This is a genomic window from Pontibacter roseus DSM 17521, assembly GCF_000373265.1.
GTDB classification, from domain to species: domain Bacteria; phylum Bacteroidota; class Bacteroidia; order Cytophagales; family Hymenobacteraceae; genus Pontibacter; species Pontibacter roseus.
Genome location: NZ_KB890767.1, coordinates 324,276 through 346,185, shown reverse-complemented (window position 1 = coordinate 346,185; position 21,910 = coordinate 324,276). Strand labels below are relative to the sequence as shown.

19 protein-coding genes are annotated in these 21,910 nt (G+C 53.4%); 6 read left to right on the top strand and 13 right to left on the bottom strand.

The genetic code is table 11. From position 1 onward, the window contains the following. The 9 genes from B051_RS0118010 to B051_RS0117970 all read right to left on the bottom strand — a co-directional run bounded on the left by B051_RS0118010 (position 1) and on the right by B051_RS0117970 (position 8,949). Positions 1-213 carry a Sec-independent protein translocase subunit TatA/TatB gene (locus B051_RS0118010; protein ID WP_018479623.1) on the bottom strand — a complete coding sequence of 71 codons (213 nt, stop codon included), beginning with the start codon at positions 211-213 and terminating at the stop codon, positions 1-3. A 20-nt stretch (positions 214-233) separates the two neighbouring features. Next, a complete protein-coding gene (gene tatA, locus B051_RS0118005; RefSeq protein ID WP_018479622.1) occupies positions 234-446 on the bottom strand; it encodes a twin-arginine translocase TatA/TatE family subunit in 213 nt (70 codons plus the stop codon). 747 nt (positions 447-1,193) lie between these two features. After that, on the bottom strand, positions 1,194-2,429 hold the full coding sequence (locus B051_RS0118000; RefSeq protein ID WP_018479621.1) for a murein hydrolase activator EnvC family protein: 1,236 nt from the start codon (positions 2,427-2,429) through the stop codon (positions 1,194-1,196). Positions 2,430-2,510: 81 nt separating this feature from the next. Further along, positions 2,511-3,254, bottom strand: a complete 744-nt coding sequence (locus B051_RS0117995) for a DUF4292 domain-containing protein (protein ID WP_018479620.1) — start codon at positions 3,252-3,254, stop codon at positions 2,511-2,513. Continuing rightward, a complete protein-coding gene (locus B051_RS0117990; RefSeq protein ID WP_157579031.1) occupies positions 3,247-5,019 on the bottom strand; it encodes a tetratricopeptide repeat protein in 1,773 nt (590 codons plus the stop codon). The genes B051_RS0117995 and B051_RS0117990 overlap by 8 nt, the downstream gene beginning before the upstream one ends. A gap of 5 nt (positions 5,020-5,024) precedes the next feature. After that, positions 5,025-6,032: a sugar phosphate nucleotidyltransferase gene (locus B051_RS0117985; RefSeq protein WP_026236507.1), complete on the bottom strand. Its 1,008-nt coding sequence runs from the start codon at positions 6,030-6,032 to the stop codon at positions 5,025-5,027. Between the two features lie 144 nt (positions 6,033-6,176). Continuing rightward, positions 6,177-6,626, bottom strand: a complete 450-nt coding sequence (gene dut, locus B051_RS0117980) for a dUTP diphosphatase (RefSeq protein WP_018479617.1) — start codon at positions 6,624-6,626, stop codon at positions 6,177-6,179. Positions 6,627-6,641: 15 nt separating this feature from the next. Then, positions 6,642-8,135, bottom strand: a complete 1,494-nt coding sequence (locus B051_RS0117975; RefSeq protein ID WP_018479616.1) for a lipopolysaccharide biosynthesis protein — start codon at positions 8,133-8,135, stop codon at positions 6,642-6,644. Between the two features lie 31 nt (positions 8,136-8,166). After that, positions 8,167-8,949 (bottom strand): enoyl-CoA hydratase/isomerase family protein, encoded by a 783-nt coding sequence (locus B051_RS0117970; RefSeq protein ID WP_018479615.1) that lies wholly within the window; start codon positions 8,947-8,949, stop codon positions 8,167-8,169. A gap of 194 nt (positions 8,950-9,143) precedes the next feature. Here B051_RS0117970 and B051_RS0117965 point away from each other — a divergent pair, with 194 nt between their 5' ends. Beyond that, entirely contained in the window at positions 9,144-10,103 is a 960-nt protein-coding gene (locus tag B051_RS0117965; protein WP_026236505.1) for a DUF3078 domain-containing protein, read from the top strand. 92 nt (positions 10,104-10,195) lie between these two features. Beyond that, positions 10,196-10,540, top strand: a complete 345-nt coding sequence (locus B051_RS0117960; protein WP_018479613.1) for a hypothetical protein — start codon at positions 10,196-10,198, stop codon at positions 10,538-10,540. Positions 10,541-10,688: 148 nt separating this feature from the next. On the opposite strand, the gene infB is transcribed toward B051_RS0117960, so the two are convergent. The 3 genes from infB to B051_RS0117945 form a co-directional block, all read right to left on the bottom strand. Continuing rightward, the gene (infB, locus tag B051_RS0117955) at positions 10,689-13,805 is read right to left on the bottom strand and encodes a translation initiation factor IF-2 (protein WP_018479612.1); all 3,117 of its coding nucleotides are present in this window, start codon (positions 13,803-13,805) and stop codon (positions 10,689-10,691) included. Between the two features lie 120 nt (positions 13,806-13,925). Beyond that, positions 13,926-15,179, bottom strand: a complete 1,254-nt coding sequence (nusA, locus tag B051_RS0117950; RefSeq protein ID WP_018479611.1) for a transcription termination factor NusA — start codon at positions 15,177-15,179, stop codon at positions 13,926-13,928. Positions 15,180-15,186: 7 nt separating this feature from the next. Beyond that, on the bottom strand, positions 15,187-15,660 hold the full coding sequence (locus B051_RS0117945) for a ribosome maturation factor RimP (RefSeq protein ID WP_245539660.1): 474 nt from the start codon (positions 15,658-15,660) through the stop codon (positions 15,187-15,189). Positions 15,661-15,970: 310 nt separating this feature from the next. Between B051_RS0117945 and B051_RS0117940 the strand changes: the two genes are divergently transcribed. The 3 genes from B051_RS0117940 to B051_RS0117930 all read left to right on the top strand — a co-directional run bounded on the left by B051_RS0117940 (position 15,971) and on the right by B051_RS0117930 (position 19,707). Then, positions 15,971-17,104 carry an endonuclease/exonuclease/phosphatase family protein gene (locus B051_RS0117940; RefSeq protein ID WP_018479609.1) on the top strand — a complete coding sequence of 378 codons (1,134 nt, stop codon included), beginning with the start codon at positions 15,971-15,973 and terminating at the stop codon, positions 17,102-17,104. 115 nt (positions 17,105-17,219) lie between these two features. After that, positions 17,220-18,710 (top strand): cysteine--tRNA ligase, encoded by a 1,491-nt coding sequence (gene cysS / locus B051_RS0117935; RefSeq protein WP_018479608.1) that lies wholly within the window; start codon positions 17,220-17,222, stop codon positions 18,708-18,710. Next, a complete protein-coding gene (locus B051_RS0117930; protein ID WP_026236504.1) occupies positions 18,700-19,707 on the top strand; it encodes a M28 family peptidase in 1,008 nt (335 codons plus the stop codon). Before cysS ends, B051_RS0117930 begins: the two co-directional genes overlap by 11 nt. Before the next feature lie 28 nt (positions 19,708-19,735). Here B051_RS0117930 and B051_RS0117925 read toward each other — a convergent pair whose 3' ends face one another. Further along, positions 19,736-20,425 (bottom strand): DUF4136 domain-containing protein, encoded by a 690-nt coding sequence (locus tag B051_RS0117925; protein ID WP_018479606.1) that lies wholly within the window; start codon positions 20,423-20,425, stop codon positions 19,736-19,738. Positions 20,426-20,776: 351 nt separating this feature from the next. Between B051_RS0117925 and B051_RS0117920 the strand changes: the two genes are divergently transcribed. Further along, a complete protein-coding gene (locus B051_RS0117920; RefSeq protein WP_018479605.1) occupies positions 20,777-21,835 on the top strand; it encodes a class I fructose-bisphosphate aldolase in 1,059 nt (352 codons plus the stop codon). Positions 21,836-21,910 lie beyond the last annotated feature (75 nt).

The following is a 21,910-nucleotide window of genomic DNA, read 5'->3' as shown; positions in this document are numbered from 1 at the left end:
CTATTCGGGCTTGTTAATGTCCTTGACGGAACGCTCTATCTCGTCCTTGATTTGTTTCTTGGCGTCATTGAACTCACGCATGCCGCGCCCAACTGAGCGGGCCATACCTGGGAGCTTGTCTGTGCCGAATAAGAGGAGTACTGCTGTTAGTACAACAAGTATTTCTCCTCCCCCTAGGTCTGCCAGGAAGAGGAGAATTGTACTAATATTCATAAATGCTTATGCTGTATGGATTACTTCGCTCGGTTGTCGTCTTTTACGGAGTTCTCAATATCAGTCTTGATTTCTTTGGTGGCATCTTTGAACTCACGGATGCCGCGGCCCAAGCCTTTTGCCAGCTCAGGAATACGCTTGGCACCGAACAATAAGAGGATAGCAAACAGAATCAGGATAACCTCTGTGCCGCCCAAACCTCCGATAAATGCAAAAATGTTGGTGTAAACCATGGTCTTAAAATTTAAGATGAATCGCTGCAAAAATAAAGCTTATATTTTAATTAAACTCACAAAACAACACTTTAGTTTAATTGCCGTATTTTCTGTTCGCTTGGTATAGAGCTGGTACTTTAGATAGCGTTACAAGGCAAGGACTGAGCAAAAAGCGAAGGCTGCAGGTATGCTTGTGTGGTTAGAAACTTTAGCGGAGGCGCTTTCGTAGAAACTGCAGGAGTCTCACACGTTAGCCGCACTACCAGGCAAGGCTCAAGGTTCTTTACGCTAGCCGGAACATTTCCGGCTGTTATTTCCCAATATGGAAATCAATGTTCCATAAACGGGAAATATGTGCATTGCTGTAAAACGTTTTGTGGTGAAAATCAGTCACTTGGTTATCTTTTGATTTTTGGCCCGCTACTTGTTATAAGGAACGTGCAACCAATTGGAGTCGCCGGTGCCATACCTGGCAGGTGACGCTGATAAACAAGCCTTAAATAAATATCCGATTTTTTTAATGTTCTTGTTGCTTATCTAGCAGGAAGGTTGTAAATTAAACGTAGAATTTTAACACAGGCCCCTCAAACAGGGAGCAGTGATTGAAATATAATTTTAAGTTTGTTTTCATAGCTTGGAAAGGCACCCTGCTTTGTAGGGTGTTTTTTCTTTTAAGGCCATTTCGGAAGCAGACTTCCCCCTTACTAAAAAGCGCAGACACCTCAGGAAGGTGTCTGCGCTTTTTGTTATAACAAAGGGCCTCTCTTATTTTGATTTTATCCAGCTCTCTGGATTGAGGTTGTTGTTGTTCTTCCAAATCTGGAACTGCAGCTCTGTGGTGCCGTTGGCATCGGTATAGACGGTGCCAATCACATCTTTGGGTTTCACTGTCTGCCCTTCCGTAACATTCACCGTTCGTAGTTTGGCGTATACGGCAAAATACTCGCCGTGCTGCACCATCACGATGTTGTTCATACCCGGCACGCTGGCCACCGTCAGCACCTTGCCCTCGAATATGGCGCGCGCAGACTCTCCCTGTCCGGTCTGTATGTCTATCCCCCGGTTCTCAATCACCACGCCTTTCAGCACGGGGTGGCTGTGGCGGCCAAACTTCTGGGAGATGAAGCCGCGCTCCACCGGCCAAGCGAGCCGACCTTTGTTGCCAGCGAAGGAAGAAGAAATGAGTGCTGCCTCAGGCGTGAGGGTGATTTTGCTGGAGCTGCCACTGGTGGCGCGGCCTTCCTCACGGGCTGCCCGTGCCGCGCGGGCTATCTCCTCCCGCACGATATCGGCAATGAGGTTGTCCAGCTTCTTAATTGCCTGCTGGCGCTGGGCCACTTCTTTTTTAAGGGTTTCTTCCTGCTTGCTGAGCTTCTGAATCATGTTGTCCTGCTGCGAGCGCAGGGAGAGCAGGTTCTTGTTCTCCACCACCTGCTTGTCAAGAAGGCTTTTCTTTTCCTGCCGCTGTGACTCCAGCATGCGCAGTTGTCCTGTCAGGGCTGCCTGCACCTTGTTTATCAGCTCCACCTGCTTCTTGCGTGCCTCGGAGTATTGCTGCAGGTAGCGCAGGCGCATGACCAGCTTGTTGAAAGAGTCGGCCGCAAACACGAACATGAGCTTGTTGTAGCTGTTGGCAGTTTTGGAGGCAGCGTATACCATGGTGGCATACTCAGCTTTGAGGCTTTCCAGGTCGGCCTGCAGCTCGCCCACTATACCTTCCGTCTCCTTCACGCCTGAATTAAGAAGCTGTATCTCGCGTGATATGGTGCTGATGACGCCCTTCTGTACGGCAATCTTCTCCTGAATCACGTTCAGTTGGCCAATAGAAGCCTCCTTCTGCACCTTTGTCTGCTGCAGGATTCGGTTAGCTTCTTTGATACGCTTGAGGTTCTCGTTCTTTTCCTTTTGGAGCTGTGCCTTCGACTTCTGTTTTTGGGCCACGGTGGCCAGAGGCAACAGGAGCAGAATCAGGAAAAAGGCAGATTTGTAAAGGGCCTTCATTAAAATAGGTTCTTCGACGCTTAGCTTGCAAATATGGCAAATCTAAACGGCCGGAACCAGCGCCCTCTGCTTTTTATTCATTTAAAGGCGTTTGTAACCAGAAGGTATGCTGAAAGGGAACTCCAGCACCTCGTCAGAGACAGTTACTTTGGAGTGGGTGAGGCTGAAATCGGATACCTGCCCCGCCTGCAGCACTTGGGCTACCAACGCATGGGCGAATGGTACTTCCCCAATGGGCTGGAAGCTGTCGTAAGTCACCGTGATGGTGTTGCCGGTAGCCTGGTCCTTCACGTTGAGTTGCTGCAGCTTCAGGTTCTGGTGGCTGATAAAGTAGTCGAAGAGCAGGTTCTCGCGGAGCTGCTGTACGTGCTGCAGCTGCCCTTCGGTGGTAGCCTTCTCGGTGCCGTTTGCCTGGTAGTTGCCCAGCAGGATGGCCTGCACCACATTGAAGTCCATGTAAACGTTGAGGCGCTTGCTCAGGAAGTCGTAGCTGGTGGCGGTGTACTCTTTGTGGATGCGGTTCATCACATACACGGAGTCGCGGGTCATCTTGAAGCGTGCGGCCTCTATACCCAGGCCAGGGAGCACCGATACCCAGATGATGCTGTCCTTCTTCATGCGGAGGGCATAGCCGGAAGAGGTGGTTTCGCCTTTGTCTTCCAGCTTGAGCTGGCCCCGTGCGTTGAGGTAGGTAAAGTCCAGGTTCTGGACGGTGACGTTGCCCACCGTCTCGGTGACGGTGGAGGCGGCGGTAGGTATGGTTTCTTTTTTACAGGCAGAAAACAGGAGCATGCCCAGCAGGCAAAGCAGGAGCTGTTTATTCATAGAGTTTCTTTTCTTTTATCTTCCTGTCAATGAAAGCGGAGGCCTCACCTTTGAGTTTCGCCTTTTCCCACTGCCGGACAGCCTCGTCCCGCTTACCCATCTTGAACAGGACATCGCCGTAATGCTCCACAATGGTGGCATCCTCAGAAAGGGCAATTGCCTGCTCCAGGTGTTTGAGTGCGCCATCGTATTCTCCCATCTTGTACAGCACCCAGGCATAGGTATCGAGGTAAGTGGGATTGGTGGGGTGCTTGTCTACCAGGCGCTTGGCCATGGATTTGGCTTTGGGAAGCTGCTCGTTGCGCAGCGACAGAAAGTAACTGTAGTTGTTGAGCACATGCTCATTGTCGGCGTCGAAGGTCAGCACGGCCTCATACGCCTCATCGGACTTCTTGAAATCTTTGAGGGAGTTGTAGCCGTCTCCGAGCTGGGAGTTGAACTGGGCTACCAGCTCCGGCTCACTGGCTGAGAGCCGTTTGCCATGCTCCAGCGATTTGACCGCCTTCTCGTAGTTCTTTTCAATCAAATGGCCCGTGCCGTTGTAGAACCAGAAGATAGCCTGGTTGGGGAAAAGCTCCAGTGCCTGCTCTGAATGGAGCACCAGTGAATCGGATTGCGACAGCTCGGCATCTAGCAACACGATTTGCTGCCATATCTTGAAGTGGGAATCGTCCAGCTTCACGGCTTTCAGGTAGTTGCCACGGGCTTTGTCTTTTTTGCCCACTATCGTCTGTAGGTCACCGGCCACGGCATAGGCTTTGGCCTCTTCCGGGTGCGACTGAATGGTGAGGTCCACCAGTTCCAGCGCCACGCCTTCTATGGCGGGGTTAGGCAATTGGCGGATGAAGTCGACCAGGATGCGCACTTTCGTGTCGATGTCTAGTTCTGGGCTGGAAAAGGCCTGTTTCACCTGTTTCTCTGACTCCGCGTGGTTGCCTTTCTGGCGGTGTAGGTCCGACAGCATGAGGTGTACGAAGGGATTCTCCGGCTCCACGCGCAGCGCACGGTTCAGGGTTTCAATAGCGACGTCAGGTTTCTGGCTGGCATTGTATAGCTCCGCCTGTGCCAACAGGTACCGGATTTCGGTGGGGTTGTTGGCAATCAGTTTCTCCCCTTCGGCAATGGCTTTGCCCACGTTCTTCTGGCGCAGGTATATCTGCTGGCGGTTTACTAGGAGCTGCTCCAGGGCACCATACTTTTTCTCGATGCGGTCATAGGTCTTCAGCGCATCGTCGTACTTGGACTGCGACAGGTATAGGTCTGCCAGGTGGAAGAGGTACTGCTCAGTGTCCGGTACATTGCGCATCAGGTCGTTGTATACCTGTGCGGCCTCGGTGTATTGCTTCTGTTCGGTATGGAGCTGCGCGAGCAGCAGGTAATAATAAGTGTTCTTCGGGTCCTGGGCGATGGCTGCCTGTGCAAAAGGCATTCCCGATGCGGGATTCTCGAGCAGCAGGTAGGTCTCGGCCAGTTTGTAGTTCAGTGCTGCGTTGTTGGGTGTTACGGTGTAGGCCTTTTGGAACAGTGCCAGGGCCTGCTTGTAATCCTCGAGCATGAACTGCTTGAGACCGTCCAGAAACAATGCTTCGCTGAGCTGCTTTTCCTGCTCGCTCGGCTCGGGCTGCGGTACAGGCATAGGTGCCTGCACCTGCTCGCTTTTCGCCTTGGCCTTCTTCTTTTTCTTGGAAGACTGGGCCTGGCTTTCGCCCGTAGCAACCAAGGCAAGGCAGCATGCGGCGAGAACAATGTTTCTGAATCGGGTCATGTATGCTATTCTGTGAGCGTGTTGTAGTCGCCGAGGCTCAAATCCGATTGGCGTCCTTCGAAGGAAACAAAATTACCTATCATTGAGTTTGCTATGTTCCCGTTTTTGATGGTAGAGTCCTTCTGAACGATGGAGTTGCTCACGATGGAGTCCTGCACGCGGGTGTTGTCTCCTATAGAAACGTGCGGCCCTACTACCGAATTGTGGATGACAGCATTCTCTCCGATATACACCGGAGGTATAATCACGGAGTTCTGCAGCTGCGCCGAAGAAGCCACTAGCCCATCTTGGTCCTTGATATACTCTAAATAGCGTTGATTGGTAAAAACAGTTGCGTTTTTGTTGCCACAATCGAGCCATTCTGAAATCACGGCAGGAATGAACTTCGTGCCTTTGTTTTTCATGTTCTCCAGCGCGTTCGTCAGCTGGTACTCGCCCTTGTCCTTGATGTCGTTATCGAGCAGGTACTGCAGCTCGCTGCGCAGGTAGGCACCGTTCCTAAAGTAATAGATGCCGATGATGGCCATGTCAGAAACAAACTCCTGCGGCTTCTCCACAAAGTCGGTTATCTCGTTCTTCTCGTTGAGTTTGATGACGCCAAACGGACGTGGGTCCTCCACGCGCTGCACCCAGATAGTACCGTCCGCCTCGGTGTCCAATTTGAAGTCGGCTTTGAACAGGGTATCAGCAAAAGCCACCACCACTTTGCCCTCCAGCGAGTCCTGCGCGCACATAATGGCATGGGCCGTACCCAGCGCTTCCTCCTGATAATAGATGCTGCCCTTGGCTCCTACCGAAGCGGCGATGTTTTTCAGGTCCTGCTCCACGGCGTCGCCGAAGTGGCCGATGATGAAAGCCACCTCCTCGATGGGCTCATGGCATACCTTGGCGATATCCTCCACGAGGCGCTGCACGATGGGCTTGCCTGCGATAGGAATAAGTGGTTTCGGAACAGTGAGAGTGTGTGGGCGCATGCGTTTGCCCATACCTGCCATAGGTATAATAATCCTCATAGCTAATTGGTTTTTGATTGAAGAATGTTGCTGGCGTGTAACCCTGCAACTATTGGTTTTGGTTAATACTTGATTTACGGCGTTTGGTTATAGCGGCCCTATAAAAGAGAAAGCAGGCGGGCTATACCTGTCTGAGACAGCTGGCTATTTGGTGCCGGTGCTGCCGTAGCCGCCTGCGCCGCGCTCGGTGTCGGTGAGGGCTTCGGCCTCTGCCCACGCCACGCGCTCGTAGCGGGCTACCACCATCTGGGCCACACGTTCGCCGTCCTCCACCACGAAATCCTGGTCAGAGAGATTCACCAGCAACACCTTGATTTCGCCGCGATAATCCGCATCAATGGTGCCGGGGCTGTTCACAATGGAGATGCCGTGTTTGTAGGCCAGGCCACTGCGCGGCCTGATTTGCGCCTCGTGTCCTTCGGGCAGCTCTATGAAGAGGCCGGTGGGGATGAGTGCGCGCTGCAAGGGCTTCAGGGTGACAGGGGTCTCCAGGTTGGCACGCAGGTCCATACCTGCCGAATGCTCCGTCTGGTACGAGGGCAGCGCATGCCGGGACTGGTTGATAACGTTGACCGATATGTTCGTTTTGTTCATCTTTAAAAATAAGGATTATTTCTTAGAAAGAAGATAGCGCCCCTCTCGGAACCAAACCACCGCCAAGAAAACGCCGCAAAGCGTGAGGTGGTATACCTGCCGCAGCCAGAAATTCTCGACCGGCACGTACAGCGCCGCCACTACCAGCACGATGGCCAATAGTACATAGCTCGTGATGTTGCCGACAGGATAGGGGATAGGGTAGTGGCGGTTGCCCAAGAGGTAGCATACCAGCGCCATACCGAAGTAGCAGATGAGTGTGGCGATGGCGGAGCCCATGTAGCCCAGTACAGGTATAAGCAGCAGGTTGAACAGGATGGTGACAGCTGCCCCCCCAAAGCTGATGTAGGTGCCGAAATACGTCTTGTCCGTCAGCTTGAACCACACCGTCAGGTTGTAGTACACGCCCAGGAACAGGTTCGCCAGCAGGAGCACCGGCACGACCATTAAACCATCATGGTACTCAGGGCCGATGAAGTGGGCGAAAACTTCCAGATTGGCCGAGATGAAAATAAATATGAACGCGCAGAAGACCACAAACCACTTCATGACCATAGCAAAGGCCTGCGGCGAATCCTTTTCCTGCGCCTGCGAAAAGAAAAAAGGCTCAGCGGCATACCTAAACGCTTGTATGGTGAGGGTCATGAAAATAGCAAGTTTGTAGCAGGCGCTGTAGATACCTACGGCCGCCATGTTGCTGGTACCTGGGTAGAAGCCCTCCGGCAGCCAGCGCTCCAGCAGGATACGGTCAATCACCTCGTTTACCATACCGGCCAGCCCCATAAACAGGAGGGGATAAGCGTACGTCAGCATCGGTTTCAGCTGTTCTACATCCAGCCGGAAACGGAAGATGCGGAGTTCCTTCCAGAGCATGGGCAGCAGCAGCGCATTGGCTACCAGGTTGATAAGGAAGATGTAACCAACCCCGAAGTCAGGGTTGTACAGGAAGCTGACCAGCGGGCGCAGACTCTGCAGATACTCCCCTTCGTAAATCTGCCGGAAGACCACCAGGAAGAGCAGGTTGGCGCCTACCGTAATGAGAATGTTAGAGAGCTTGATGGAGGCGAACTTGATGGCCTTGTTCTGGTGCCGCAGCCAAGCGAAAGGTATAGCCACCAACGCATCGATGGCCAGCACCAGCGCCAGCCATACAATATACTCCCTGTGTTCCGGATATCCTATGAAGTGGGCGATGCTGTCAGAGAAGAGCAACAGTATACCTGTAAAGACCGCTGTGCTGACCAGTATGGCGCTCAGCACCCGGTTATACACGGCTTCTGGGTCAGCCTCCGGCCTGTTGGCAAATCGGAAGAAGGCCGTCTCCATTCCGTAGGTATACACAATGTTGAAGAAGGCCACGAACGCGTACAGGTAAGACACGATGCCATACTCCTCCGGCAGGAAAACCCGGGTATAGACAGGCACGAGCAGGTAGTTGAGCGCGCGGCCCACTATACTGCTCAACCCATAGGCAGCCGTTTGCCCGACCAGTTTCTTGGCGATGCTCATGCTTTAAATGCGGGGTCGGGTAAGGTATAGGTTAAAGGCCTTTGAATACAGGCTTGCGTTTCTCCAGGAAGGCGTTGGTACCCTCTACGAAATCCTGGGAGCTGCAGCAGCGTGCAAAAGAGTTGGCTTCCGTCTGGTAACCGTCCTCGTCCTTGTCATATACCGCGTTCACGCAGTCTATCACCAGGCCTATCGCCAGTGGGGCCTTTGACGTTATTTTGCTGAGTATCTCCAGACACTTGGATAGCAGTTCCTCCGGCGTCACCACGTGGTTCACCAGGCCAAGGGCCTTGGCCTCGGCGGCGCCTATCATGTCGGCGGTCATCATCAGCTCCATGGCCTTGCCTTTGCCGATGAGTTGGGTCAGGCGCTGCGTGCCGCCATAGCCTGGTATCAAACCCAGGTTCACCTCGGGTTGGCCGAAGCGGGCGTTCTCAGAGGCCACGCGCATGTGGCACGCCATGGCCAGTTCGCAGCCGCCGCCCAGCGCGAAGCCATTCACAGCCGCTATCACGGGTTTGGTGCAGTGCTCAATCATGCTGAAAACCTCCTGGCCACGCTCCGCGAAGCTGCGGGCGTTCACGTCGCTCAACTCCGCTATTTCGGCTATGTCAGCCCCTGCCACAAAAGCTTTCTCGCCTGCCCCTGTAAAGATGGCGCCCCGAACAGCCGGGTCGTCATATACCTGCTGTATGGCTGCCTTTATCTCCCTCACGGTGTCAATGTTGAGGGCATTGAGTTTGTCGGCTCTGTTGATGGTGATGGTCAGAATGCCATTGTCCAGTTGCAGCAGAAGGTTTTCGTATAGCGACATAGTTTTATTCAGCTCTTGTAGATGTATTTTTTACAGCCGCAAATATAACAGTGATTTAGGTAAATCCCTAAAGTCCAATCCGGCAAAGGTCCTGTTCAATGTGGTGGTCTCTGGGGTTGCACTGTGCATGCCGCTTTGGTTTTGCTATCTTTGCGGCTCCAATTTTTACCTGATGTTTACCTATACTTTGTTTCATGTTTAAATCTTGTACGAGAATCGCCGTTTTACTGTCTCTGTTTATCAACCTTAGCATGCTGCCTGCCCTAGCGCAGGACACCCCGCCCGATACGGCCGCTGCGCCGAACATCTGGGATTTTGGCGGCACCGGCACGGTCAACTTCAGCCAGGTAAGCCTGAACAACTGGGCGGCGGGAGGCCAGAACTCTTTCTCGGTGCTGGGCATCCTGAACGTGTACAGCAATTATAAGAAAGGTAAGAACACCTGGAACAACACCCTGGACCTGACGTACGGCAGCGTGAAGCTGCAGGACCAGCGCCTTCGCAAGAGCGACGACCGCCTGGAGCTCAACATCAAGTACGGTCGGCAGGCCTCCAGCAAGTGGTTCTATACGGGGCAGTTCAACTTGCGCACGCAACTCATGCCCACTTTCACGCCTGAGCGCGACTCTATTCTCTCTGNTTTCATGACGCCGGCTTTCATGCTCGCCTCCGTAGGTATGGACTACAAGCCCAACCCGAAGCTGTCGGTCTTCATCTCGCCATTCACCGGTAAGTTCACCTACGTCAACAGCCAGCGCCTGGCCGATTTGGGTGCACACGGCGTGCAGCCCGCTGAACTCGACCAGGAAGGCAATCCCATTGCAGGTACGGGCGAGCGGCTGCGCGAGGAGTTTGGTGGCTTTGTCAACGTGCGTTTCCGGCACGAGATTCTTAAGAACGTGACGCTGCAGTCAAAGGCCGATTTGTTCTCCAACTACCTCCATAACCCACAGAACATCGATGTCAACTGGGAGAACCTAATCGATTTCAAAGTCAACAAGTTTCTTTCGGCCAGCATTTTCGTGCACATGATATACGACGACGACATCCGGATAGACGTCGACCGGGATGAGGATGGTACAATGGACGGCAAAGGGCCGCGTTTGCAGTTGAAGGAGACCCTTGGAATAGGACTTTCCTATAAATTCGATTAGTAAACTTTTATATAACTTTCCTTGTTATTGGCTAAAAATGTATACTTTAGCAGGCTCTGTACGTTGTATACCTACAACACAAAAATGATTTTATGAAGAAGCTGTTTTTATCCATATTTTGCCTGGGTTTGATTATGGCCTTTTCAGAGGCAAAGGCTCAGTCCTCTACCTCTTCCAGCACCACCCTGAACTCGGGCAAGGATGAATACTGGGGCACAAGCCGCACGCCGGACAAAGGGACGGGTGAGGATGCCGTTGGCGCCCGCGCCGCAGGGATGGATACCCGCTGGAACGCCTACGAGAACCCAAACCGCAAGCGTTTCACCAAAGACAACATAAAGGGTAGCAAACGTATGGAGGCTATCCTAAAGAAAGAGAAACAAATGCACAGGAAGCACAAGCGCGATAAGCGCCGTTTGGCTAGAATGTCTTTGTAAGGTATAGAAAGTAAAAGCAGAAAAGCCCCCGCTACATATAGCGGGGGCTTTTCTGCTTTTTAGGTAGCGAGCAGGTATAGCGGCTCCCTTAAAAAAAGCGAAAGGCCGCTGGTTTCCCGGCGGCCTTTCTCTTTTTTTAAGGGAATTTTTAAAGCGTTCGCTTCACTTCTTTCTCCTCGTAGGCTTCGATGATATCGCCTATCTCTATTTCGTTGTAGCCTTTCAGACTGATACCGCATTCGTAGCCTTGTCTCACTTCCGCTACATCATCCTTGAAGCGTTTCAATGCTAGGATTGAGCCATCGTGTACTACAATGCCATCGCGGACCAGTCGCACCCTCGCGTTGCGGTGTATGTTGCCATCTGTCACCATACAACCTGCAATCGTACCCACTTTGGTAATCTTGAATACGTCACGAACCTCGGCGTTACCGGTTATCTCCTCCTTCACGGTTGGGGCCAGCATACCTTCCATGGCGTCTTTCACCTCGTTGATGGCGTCGTAGATGATGGAGTACAGGCGAACGTCAATCTGTTCCTGCTCTGCCAGTCTACGGGCGTTCTGCGAAGGACGCACCTGGAAACCGATGATGATGGCATCCGATGCAGAGGCAAGCAACACGTCTGATTCAGAGATGGCACCCACACCTTTGCTGATGATGTTCACCTGCACCTCGGCGGTAGACAGCCTCAACAGGGAGTCGGAGAGTGCTTCCACCGAACCGTCCACGTCACCTTTCACAATCACATTCAGCTCCTTGAAAGTACCGATTGCCAGACGGCGACCTATTTCATCCAGGGTGATGTGCTTGCGGGTACGCAGGCTTTGCTCACGCTGCACCTGTGCCCGGTTGGTGGCGATTTCACGCGCCTCGCGCTCAGATTCCATCACCTGGAATTTGTCGCCGGCCTGTGGCGCACCATCCAGACCCAACAACTGTACCGGAGTAGACGGACCCGCCTCTTTCATCTTTCTGCCTCGGTGGTCTGTCATGGCTTTAACCCTACCGTAGTGAGAGCCCGCCAATACAACGTCACCTATTTTCAGCGTGCCGGTCTGTACCAGTACCGTGGCTACGTAGCCACGGCCTTTGTCCAGCGATGCTTCAATCACGGTACCTACCGCGTTTCTGCTTGGGTTCGCCTTGAGCTCGAGTAACTCGGCTTCCAGCAATACCTTCTCCAGCAAATCCGGTATACCTATACCTGATTTTGCGGAAACTTCCTGCGACTGGTATTTACCACCCCACTCTTCCACCAGGATGTTCATCTGAGCGAGCTCTTCGCGAACCTTGTCTGGGTTGGCAGATGGCTTGTCAATCTTGTTCAGGGCGATGATGATAGGCACACCTGCCGCCTGTGCGTGGTTGATAGCCTCTTTTGTCTGCGGCATCACCGAGTCGTCAGCAGCTACCACGATAATAACGACGTCTGTCACCTTGGCACCACGGGCACGCATCGCTGTAAAGGCCTCGTGACCCGGTGTATCTAGGAAGGTGACGGTACGTCCGCTTTCCGTCTTCACCTTGTAGGCACCGATGTGCTGCGTAATACCACCGGCCTCACCGGCTGTTACGTTGGCATTTCGGATATAGTCTAGGAGGGAGGTCTTACCGTGGTCAACGTGGCCCATGATGGTCACGATTGGCGCACGCTCTTCCAAATCCTCCTCATTCTCTTCCATTACTTCCTCCAGGGCCTGCTCATCCTCTGATGTGATGAAGTCCACGCCGTAGCCAAACTCATCTGCAATGATGGTGATGGCTTCCGCATCGAGGCGCTGATTAATGGAAACGAACATACCCAGCTGCATACACACCTTGATGACTTCGTTCACGCTCACGTTCATCAGCGCGGCCAGGTCATTGGCTGACACGAATTCCGTCACACGCAGCGTCTTCGACTCTGCCTGCTCCTGCATTCTGCGCTCTTCAGTGGCATCGGCTATAGCGGAGCGTTTTTCTCTACGATACTTCGCACGGTTGCCACCGCCTCCTTTGCCACCGCTCAGTTTAGCCAGTGTCGCCTTGATTTGCTCTTGGATTTCCTTGTCGGTCACCTCCGCTTTCTCAACGCGTGGGGCAGGGGCATTGCGTGGTCCTCGGTTGCCACCCGGCCCACCGGCAGGACGTGGCCCACCCGGGCGGTTGCCTTGGTAGCCACCTCCGCCAGCTTGCGGACGGTTGCCTTGGTAACCTGCTCCCTGTATAGGGCGGTTGTTGCCTTGCTGCGGACCCTGCTGCCCAGGTGTTCCTGGTTTCTGGTCCTGGCCACCCTGTTCTGGGCTCGCCACGATGATGCGCTTGCGCTTCTTTTTCTTGCCGGCCTTCCTGTCATCGGAAGACGCAACCGGCTTGGTGCCTTTTCTACGGGAGCTGTCTGGCAATTCAATCTTGCCCAGCACCGTTAGGCCTTTCAGCTGGTCGGCTTTTGCTGTAATTGTTTCTATTTGTTCTGGTCCTTTTTCTGCAGGAGTTACAGGCTGCTCAGGCGCCTGTGGTGCCGCTGCTTGCGCAGGAGCTTTTTCTGGTTCAGGAGCCGGTTTTTGCGCTGCTGGTGCAGGAGGCGTCACCGGTTGCTGTGGTGTTTCTGCCTTAGGGCTTTCCGCTACAGGGGCGGCAGGAGCCTCAGTACGCGGGGCCACCGGAGCGGGGGCTGGCTGTGCCGGTCTCTCAACCGGCGCCTGGGCCTGAGGTGCGGCAGGTTGCTCCACAGCCTTGGGTTCCGGAGCAGGTACAGGCGCTTGCGCAGCAGGTTGCTCTGCCACAGGTGCCTTGGGCTCTTCTGGTTTCGGTGCTGCAGGTGCCGGCTTAGGTATAGGACGCCCTTTGGAGTCCAATTCTATTTTGCCAAGCACTTTTATGCCAGGCAGCTTCGCCTCTACCGGTGCAGGGGCAGACTGCGCAGGCGCGCTAGGCGCGGCCGGCTTGGGTGCAGCCGCCTCAGTCTTCGGCTGAGACGAGTTCTTGATTAAAATCTCGTGTTCAGGCTCAGTTGGCTTCTTTGCCTCATGATGCTGCTCCGACTCGATAACCTGGTTGCTCTGTGGTTTCTTGCCGATGTTGAGTTCCTCCGCCTCTATCTTATCCTTCATAGAGGAGGCGAATTCTTTTGCCAGCATACTGAACTGCTCTGCCGTGATTTTGGTAGTGGGTCTGTTTTCCACGTCAAAGCCTTTAGCAGAGAGGTAATCTACAATGGTAGCTGTACCAATGTTTAAAGTAGTTGCAACCTGTTTAAGCCTCCTTATTTTGTCTTCTGCCATGTTCTAATATGCTGTCTTTTTTATTCTTTAATATGGGTACTATAGTTGCCCATCAGCGGGTAGGGGCTGCGCTCCGTCCGAATCTCTTTCAAAATTATACGAACAGAGCGCAACTCACAACTATTGATTGTCTTCTTCTTCCAACTCTTCGCGCAGGATAGAGAGCACACTGTCAATCGTCTCCTCTTCCAGTTCGGTTCTGCGCAAGAGGTCCTCTTTGGTGATGGCCAGAACGCTCTTGGCTGTGTCCAGACCAATGCGTCTGAGTTCGGCAATCACCCAGTCCTCAATCTCATCCGTGAATTCTTCCAGGCTGATGTCTTCTTCATATACCTCGGACTCACGGAACACGTCGATTTCCATATCCACCAGCTTGCTGGCCAGCTTGATGTTCTGGCCGCCTTTGCCGATAGCCAACGACACCTGATCTGGCTTCAGGAATACGGAAACCCTACCGTTCTCATGGTCTATCTTCATGTTGGTAATCTTAGCAGGGCTAAGCGCACGCTGTATGTATAGCTCGAGGTTGTCGGTAAAGTTGATGACGTCGATGTTCTCGTTCTCCAGCTCGCGCACGATGCTGTGTATACGGGAACCCTTCATGCCCACACAGGCGCCTACCGGGTCGATGCGGTCGTCGAATGACTCCACGGCCACCTTGGCGCGCTCGCCTGGCTCCCGCACAATCTTCTTGATGGCAATCAGTCCGTCGTAAATCTCAGGCACTTCGTTCTCAAACAGACGCTCCAGGAAGGCAGGTGAAGTACGGGAAAGGATAATCTTTGGGTTTCCGTTCACAATCTCCACGCGCTGCACCACGGCACGAACCACGTCTCCTTTGCGGTAGCGGTCCTTGGGTATCTGTTCGTTCTTTGGGATGAGCAGTTCATTCTCTTCCTGGTCCAGCAGCAGCACCTCGCGGTTCCATACCTGGTATACCTCTCCCGAGATGATTTCACCCACCAGGTCCTTGTACTTCTGGAACAGCAGTTCCTTCTCCATGTCCTTGATGCGCTGTATCAGCGTCTGGCGGGCGGTGAGCACGGCGCGGCGTCCGAAGTCCTCCAGTTGGATTTCTTCTGATACCTCTTCGCCTACCTCAAAATCGGGCTCTATCTTCTGGGCCTCTGATAAGGCAATCTTATCGTGGTCCCAGATGTCCTCGGAGTTGTCGTCTACGATTTCACGGTTGCGCCAGATTTCCAGGTCACCCTTCTCCACGTTCAGGATGATGTCAAAGTTCTCGTCGGTACCCCACTTCTTGCGAATCATGGTGCGGAAAACGTCCTCCAGGATGCGCATCATGGTCGGGCGGTCTATGTTCTTGAATTTCGCAAATTCGGCGAACGACTCGATCAGGACTGAACTGTTCATTATTTTATCATTTAAAAGATATTACAACATTTGCTTTCACAATCTCCCCGAAAGGTATTTGCACAGGCACATACGTTGCCTTCTTGCCTTTTTGTTTGATTTCCTCTGTCAGGTTTAAGCCTGCTTCAGTGACTTCTTCCAACTTGCCGGTTTTCTCAGTACCGTCCTGCATTTTCAGCTTCAGGTTGCGGCCGATGTTGCGCTTGAACTGCTGCGGCTGCGTAAGCGGGAAATCCACTCCCGGCGAGCTTACCTCCAGCACATAAGAAACCTCCTCGCCATACGTTTCTGCAATCTTGGCATTGACGCGGCGGCTAATGGTAGCGCACTGGTCTATGGTAATGCCCTGTTCCCCATCTGCCAGCACCGTGATTTTTGGGCGCACAGCCGAGTCAGACACCGCCACATCCACAAGGAACAGGTCGCTTTCCGGAAGGCTGGCTTCCGCCATAGCGCGTATACTTTGGGCCGTTATTGCCATAGTCAATTTTAAGAAAATAAAGAAGGGGACCTCGTGTCCCCTCATCTCCCTGGAAATAATGTCACAAATTTACTATAAAAACATTATATAAACAACAACATGTGTTCAGGTGACTTGTAAATATATAGTTTCAAGTGAATTCGGGCAGGTTCAGAGGCAAGGGCTCAGGCTGTGTAGGAGGGGTGTCAGAAGGTAAACAAAAGGGGGGCTTCCAAAAGTTCTGTATNCCTGCCACTATCTGTGGTTTGCAGGAAGATATTCTAAGCCCCCACGTGAAAATCCTACACGCATAATTTGTAAGTTTGCCACCGTGGCAGGTACGTTCAAAGAAATACGCAGGAAAATCTGGATTATTCTGAACATCCTGGTGGCGCTCTGGGTGCTGCTGGGGGTGTTGTGCCTGCGCGTGCCTCCCTATGAGTTCTGGCCTGCCGGATTTGTGGCCTTTTCGCTGCCAGGTGCTTTGGTGCTCAACCTCTTGTTCCTTATCTACTGGTCCCTGAAGCGGTCGTGGTATGTGGTGCTGCCACTGGCCGTGCTGGCTTTGGGATGGGGGTACTACGGACGGTTGGTTTCCTTCCATTGGGAGCAGGACCCGCCGCAGGGCGCCAAGACGCTGCAGGTGCTCAGCTACAATGTGCATATTTTCAACGCCTACGAGAAGATTGTGAAAGGGGTGCCGCAGGTGTCCGAGGAGATGGTAGACTGGGTAGCCACACACCCAGCCGATGTGTTCTGCCTGCAGGAGTTCTATAGCCGTGTCAACTCCACCGAGTTCAACAACTTCAACCGCATTGGCAAGCGGTATAACCGGCATGTCTACGCCTCCACCTACCAGGGCGACCGTATCAAGGCGGATTTAGGTATAGCCATCTTCTCGAAATACCCCATCATCCGGGGGAACACCATCCGTTTCCCAAACACGCCGGAGCGCAGCGCCAACCGTGCTGCGTGGGTGGACGTGAATGTAGAAGGCGATACGGTGCGCATATATGCCGTGCACCTGCAGTCGATGAGCATCAAGGCGGAAGACATTGAGAACACGTATTCAGCCATAGGCGATGAGGCGAGTTTCAAGAAGGAAGGCCGCAACCTGGCCCGCCGTTTGCGCATGGGTTTCAAGGCGCGGGCCATGCAGGTGCAGCAGCTGCTGGAACATGTGGACACGTCTCCTTACCCGGTCATCGTCACCGGCGATTTCAACGACATTCCGTTCAGCTATACCTACAGCCAACTAGCTAAAGAACTGAAGAACTCGTTTGAGGAGGCGGGCACGGGAGTAGGGGCTACGTACAACGGTCCATTGCCTTTTCTGCGTATTGATAACCAGTTCTACAGCGAAGGCCTGGAAGCCTACGATTTCAAGACGCACTCCGAGATGAGTCTGTCCGACCATTACCCCATCTCGGCCACCTATGTGATAAAGCCCAAGAGGGAGGAATAGGCCTTTTAAGGGATAATGCCTAGTTTTGTCCATAGAGCCAAGCCCATAGGCGACGCCATATTATAAAAACTTAACAGAGGGAGCACCCTAAGGGTGTTATCTAGTTAGCTATACCATGCAACACAAACTCAACCTGTACAATACACTCACGCGCAAAAAGGAGGTGTTCGAGCCGCTGCACGCGCCTTTCGTGGGCATGTATGTCTGCGGCCCGACCGTATACGGAGAGCCGCACCTGGGCCATGCACGCAGTGCCGTGACCTTTGATGTGCTGTACCGCTACCTCAAGTACCTCGGCTACAAAGTGCGCTATGTGCGCAACATCACCGACGTAGGCCACCTGGAAAACGACGCCGACGAGGGCGAGGACAAAATCCAGAAAAGAGCGAAGCTGGAGCACCTGGAGCCGATGGAGGTCGTGCAGCATTACACCAACATCTACCAGAAGGACATGGCGACGCTCAACGCGAAGTCACCCGACATTGAGCCACGCGCTTCCGGCCACATCATCGAGCAAATCCAGATGATTCAGGAAATATTGGAGAATGGGATGGCCTATGAGGTGAATGGCTCGGTGTACTTTGACGTGCCTGCCTACCACAAGAACAACAACTACGGCAAGCTGTCGGGCCGCATTATTGAGGACCTGTTGAGCAACACCCGCGAGACAGAGGGGCAGGAGGAGAAACGCTCTCCGCTAGACTTCGCCCTGTGGAAGAAGGCATCGCCGCAGCACATCATGCGCTGGCCTTCGCCGTGGAGCGATGGCTTCCCAGGCTGGCACTTGGAGTGCTCAGCCATGAGCCGCAAGTACCTGGGTGAGACTTTTGATATACACGGTGGTGGACTGGACCTGATGTTCCCGCACCACGAATGCGAGATAGCCCAGAGCCAGGCCAGCCACAGCCATTCCGATGCCGCTCGCTACTGGGTGCACAACAACATGATTACCGTGAATGGCCAGAAAATGGGCAAGTCGCTGGGTAACTTCATCAACCTGAGCGAGCTCTTCAGCGGCAACCATAAAATGCTGGAGCAGGCGTACAGCCCCATGACCATCCGTTTCTTCATCCTGCAGGCGCACTACCGCAGCACCCTCGACTTCAGCAACGAGGCGCTGCAGGCGGCCCAGAAAGGGTATAGGAAGCTGATGAACGGCCTGCGCGTGCTCGATAAACTGGTATACCCGGACGAGCCCGCCACGCCAGACGAGAAGCTGAACGAGGAACTGCTGAAGCTGGCCGAGGACTGCTTCCGTGGGCTGAACGACGACTTGAACACGGCGCGTACCATCGCCTCTCTCTTCAACCTGCTCAAGAAAATAAACAGCCTATACCTGGGGCAACTGCCGCTTGGCGCGCTGACTCGTGGCACCTTCGATACTGTTCGGGCTGCTTACACGGAACTGGTGCTGGATGTGCTGGGGCTGAAAGAAGAGCCGGCAGGGGATTTGGAGGAGATGCTAGACCTTGTGCTCGGATTCTACAAAGAGGCGAAGGAGAACAAAGCCTATGATAAAGTGGATGCCATCCGGGCGGAGTTGAAGAAACAGGGCATCGTCATCAAAGATTTGAAAACCGGAATAGACTGGGCCTATGAAGAATAGTATGAAGAGCCTGGCCCTCCTGCTGCTTACCGCCCTGAGCCTGAACAGTTGCGACTCCACTGAGAAAGCGGAGACCAGCAACCGAGTGGCTGTGGAAGAGGAGGCGATTGTGCAGGCACCCGAGTTCAATGCCGACTCAGCCTATCATTTTGTGGAGCGGCAGGTAGCCTTCGGTCCGCGGGTGCCTAACACGGCAGAGCACTACAAGACAGGCGAATGGCTGATTGAGACGCTGCGCTCCTATGGGGCTGAGGTGCAGGTGCAGAGTTTCCAGGCAAGGGCCTTTGATGGCAAAATGCTCAACCTGCGCAACATTATCGCTACCATCAACCCAGGGGCGGCCAAGCGGGTGATGCTGGCGGCGCATTGGGACACACGCCCTTTCGCTGACAAAGACGACGAGAACCAGAACAAACCCATAGACGGCGCCAACGACGGTGGCAGTGGCGTGGGGGTGCTGCTGGAGATAGCGCGCACCATACAGGCGGCAGAGCATAAACCAGGTATAGGCGTAGACATCATCCTGTTTGACGGGGAAGACTATGGCCAGCCGGATGAGAGCGATTTTCCTTTCCAGGACGATACCTGGTGCCTGGGCTCGCAGTACTGGAGCAAGAACAAACACGTGGCCAACTACAAGCCGCAGTACGGCATCCTACTGGATATGGTGGGAGCCGAGAATGCCAAGTTCGCCCGTGAGGGTACCTCCATGCAGTACGCCAAGAACATCGTGGACAAGGTATGGCGGGCCGGCAACCGGATTGGGTACTCGGACTACTTTGTGTACACCAACGCACCGGGCATAACGGATGACCATTACTATGTGAACACGGTGGCAGGCATCCGCATGATTGACATCATCGAGTACAACATGGCCAACCCGGACGACTACTTCGGGCCATACCACCACCGCCACACCGACACCATGGACATCATCAGCAAAAACACGCTGAAGGCAGTGGGGCAGACGGTGCTGCATGTGCTGTACAATGAATAGCCATACCTGAGTCAATAAAAAGGCGCCTTCATGGCGCCTTTTTATTGGATTGACAGGACGGTATCACATTGTCCTCGCCCATTTTCTGGACCGTTAGCTCCGCAAAGCGTGCCGCGGCTCGCCTCAGGCTGCTGGGGCTGTAAGACCTGGATTGGGCTGACCACACCAGCTTGTCCGTCTGTACATCGTAGAGGTTCGTCTCCAGGTAGTATACCTTGTCCTCGGTGTAATAGCCGGGCTCGTATAGAGTGGGGTACCAATAAGTATAGTAGCCTCTGAAGCTGCCATACCACCCGAAGCGGGTGATGGGGCGATAGCCCATTCTGCCGGGAACGTAGCGCGTCTCTGTCTGCTCATCCACCAGGGCCGCCGTCAGAATGGCGTCGTGGCCGTCTTTGCGTATCCTCTCCATCAGCAGGTTTACGTCTGGGGCGGCTTTGCCTGCAAGCGACGGAGGGAACAGGTCAATGCTCTTGGTGACTGCTATACCCCGCATCTGCAGTTGGGCCTGCAGGTCGCGCTCCACCTCCTGCCTGGCCAGCACATTGTCTGTCAGGGCCGCCACCACCACGCGCTTGTATTGCTGCGCCTCTATCTCCGGGCTTTTCCAGGAACCCATAATCTGGGTAGAGGAGGCGCAGCTGTATGCTCCTATACCTACTACCAGCACAGCCAGGAACAAAATCAGCTGCCGGAGGTTGATTGCATTCTCATTCATCTGTGTCACAACTGGTTATATTGTCATTGTAACGATTTTGGGATGATACTGGATGATAGGACGTCAAAAGGCTTGTTTGATGCCACCATTTGGTATCGCTATACCTAGGGAAACACAGCCTACACGTAGGTTTATATCAAAATCGAAGTAACTGCCGTTTTCAAGAAACCTTTTGCGGAGGTACCGGGTAAGAGTTGGCAGCCCATGTTGTCGCAGCTCCCTGAATGCGCATTGGCAGTGCCTTAGGAGGCGTTTACCTGAAACAGCCGGCGGAATGTCTGAAGAATTGAAAAACCATTATATATTTGTATCGCTAATCCAATCTTCCCTTTATTTTAATTAATAAAACTAATGACGTACGATAACATCGTTTCCCTATTAGGCTCTGAAGCAGAAAACCTGCTGCAGTATGAAAGCAAAACCATTTCCAAAGACCTGATTCACGCCCCAGGCCCTGACTTCGTGGACAGAGTCTTTATTCAGTCTAACCGTAGCCCGCAGGTATTGCGCAGCCTGCAGCAACTCTTCAACACAGGTCGTCTGGCTGGTACCGGTTACCTGTCCATCCTGCCGGTTGACCAAGGCATTGAGCACACAGCGGGTGCCTCTTTCGCCCCAAACCCTATCTACTTCGACCCTGAGAACATCATTAAGCTGGCTATTGAAGGCGGTTGCAACGCAGTGGCTACTACCTTCGGTAACCTGGCCATGATGTCCAGAAAGTATGCGCACCGCATTCCGTTCGTGGTGAAAATCAACCACAACGAACTGATGACCTACCCGAACAAGTTTGACCAGATTATGTTCGGTTCTGTGGATGAGGCCTGGAACCTGGGTGCCACGGCCGTAGGTGCTACCATTTACTTCGGTTCTGAGGAGTCCTCGCGCCAAATCATTGAGGTGGCAGAGGCCTTCGAGAGAGCCCACCAACTAGGTATGGCCACTATCCTGTGGTGCTATACCCGCAACAATGCCTTCAAGAAAGACGGCGTAGACTACCACGTGGCGGCTGATCTCACGGCGCAGGCCAACCACCTGGGCGTGACCATCCAGGCCGACATCATCAAGCAGAAACTGCCTGAGAACAACGGCGGCTTCAAGGCAGTAGGCTTCGGCAAGACGCACGAGAAGATGTACTCCAATCTTTCTTCTGACAACCCAATTGACCTGGCCCGCTACCAGGTGGCCAACTGCTACATGGGCCGTGCGGGTCTCATCAACTCCGGTGGTGAGTCCAAAGGCGAGTCAGACATGGCTGATGCCGTTCGTACAGCCGTTATCAACAAGCGCGCAGGCGGTATGGGACTGATTTCAGGCCGTAAAGCGTTCCAGAAAGACATGAAGGTTGGCGTGGAGTTGCTGAACGCGATTCAGGACGTTTACCTGGCAAATGATATTACACTTGCCTAAGCTGTAGCAGAACTGCTGATAATTAACTAATTTTATGGCCTGCTTTGGAAACGCCCTTTTCTGGCGCTCCGGGGC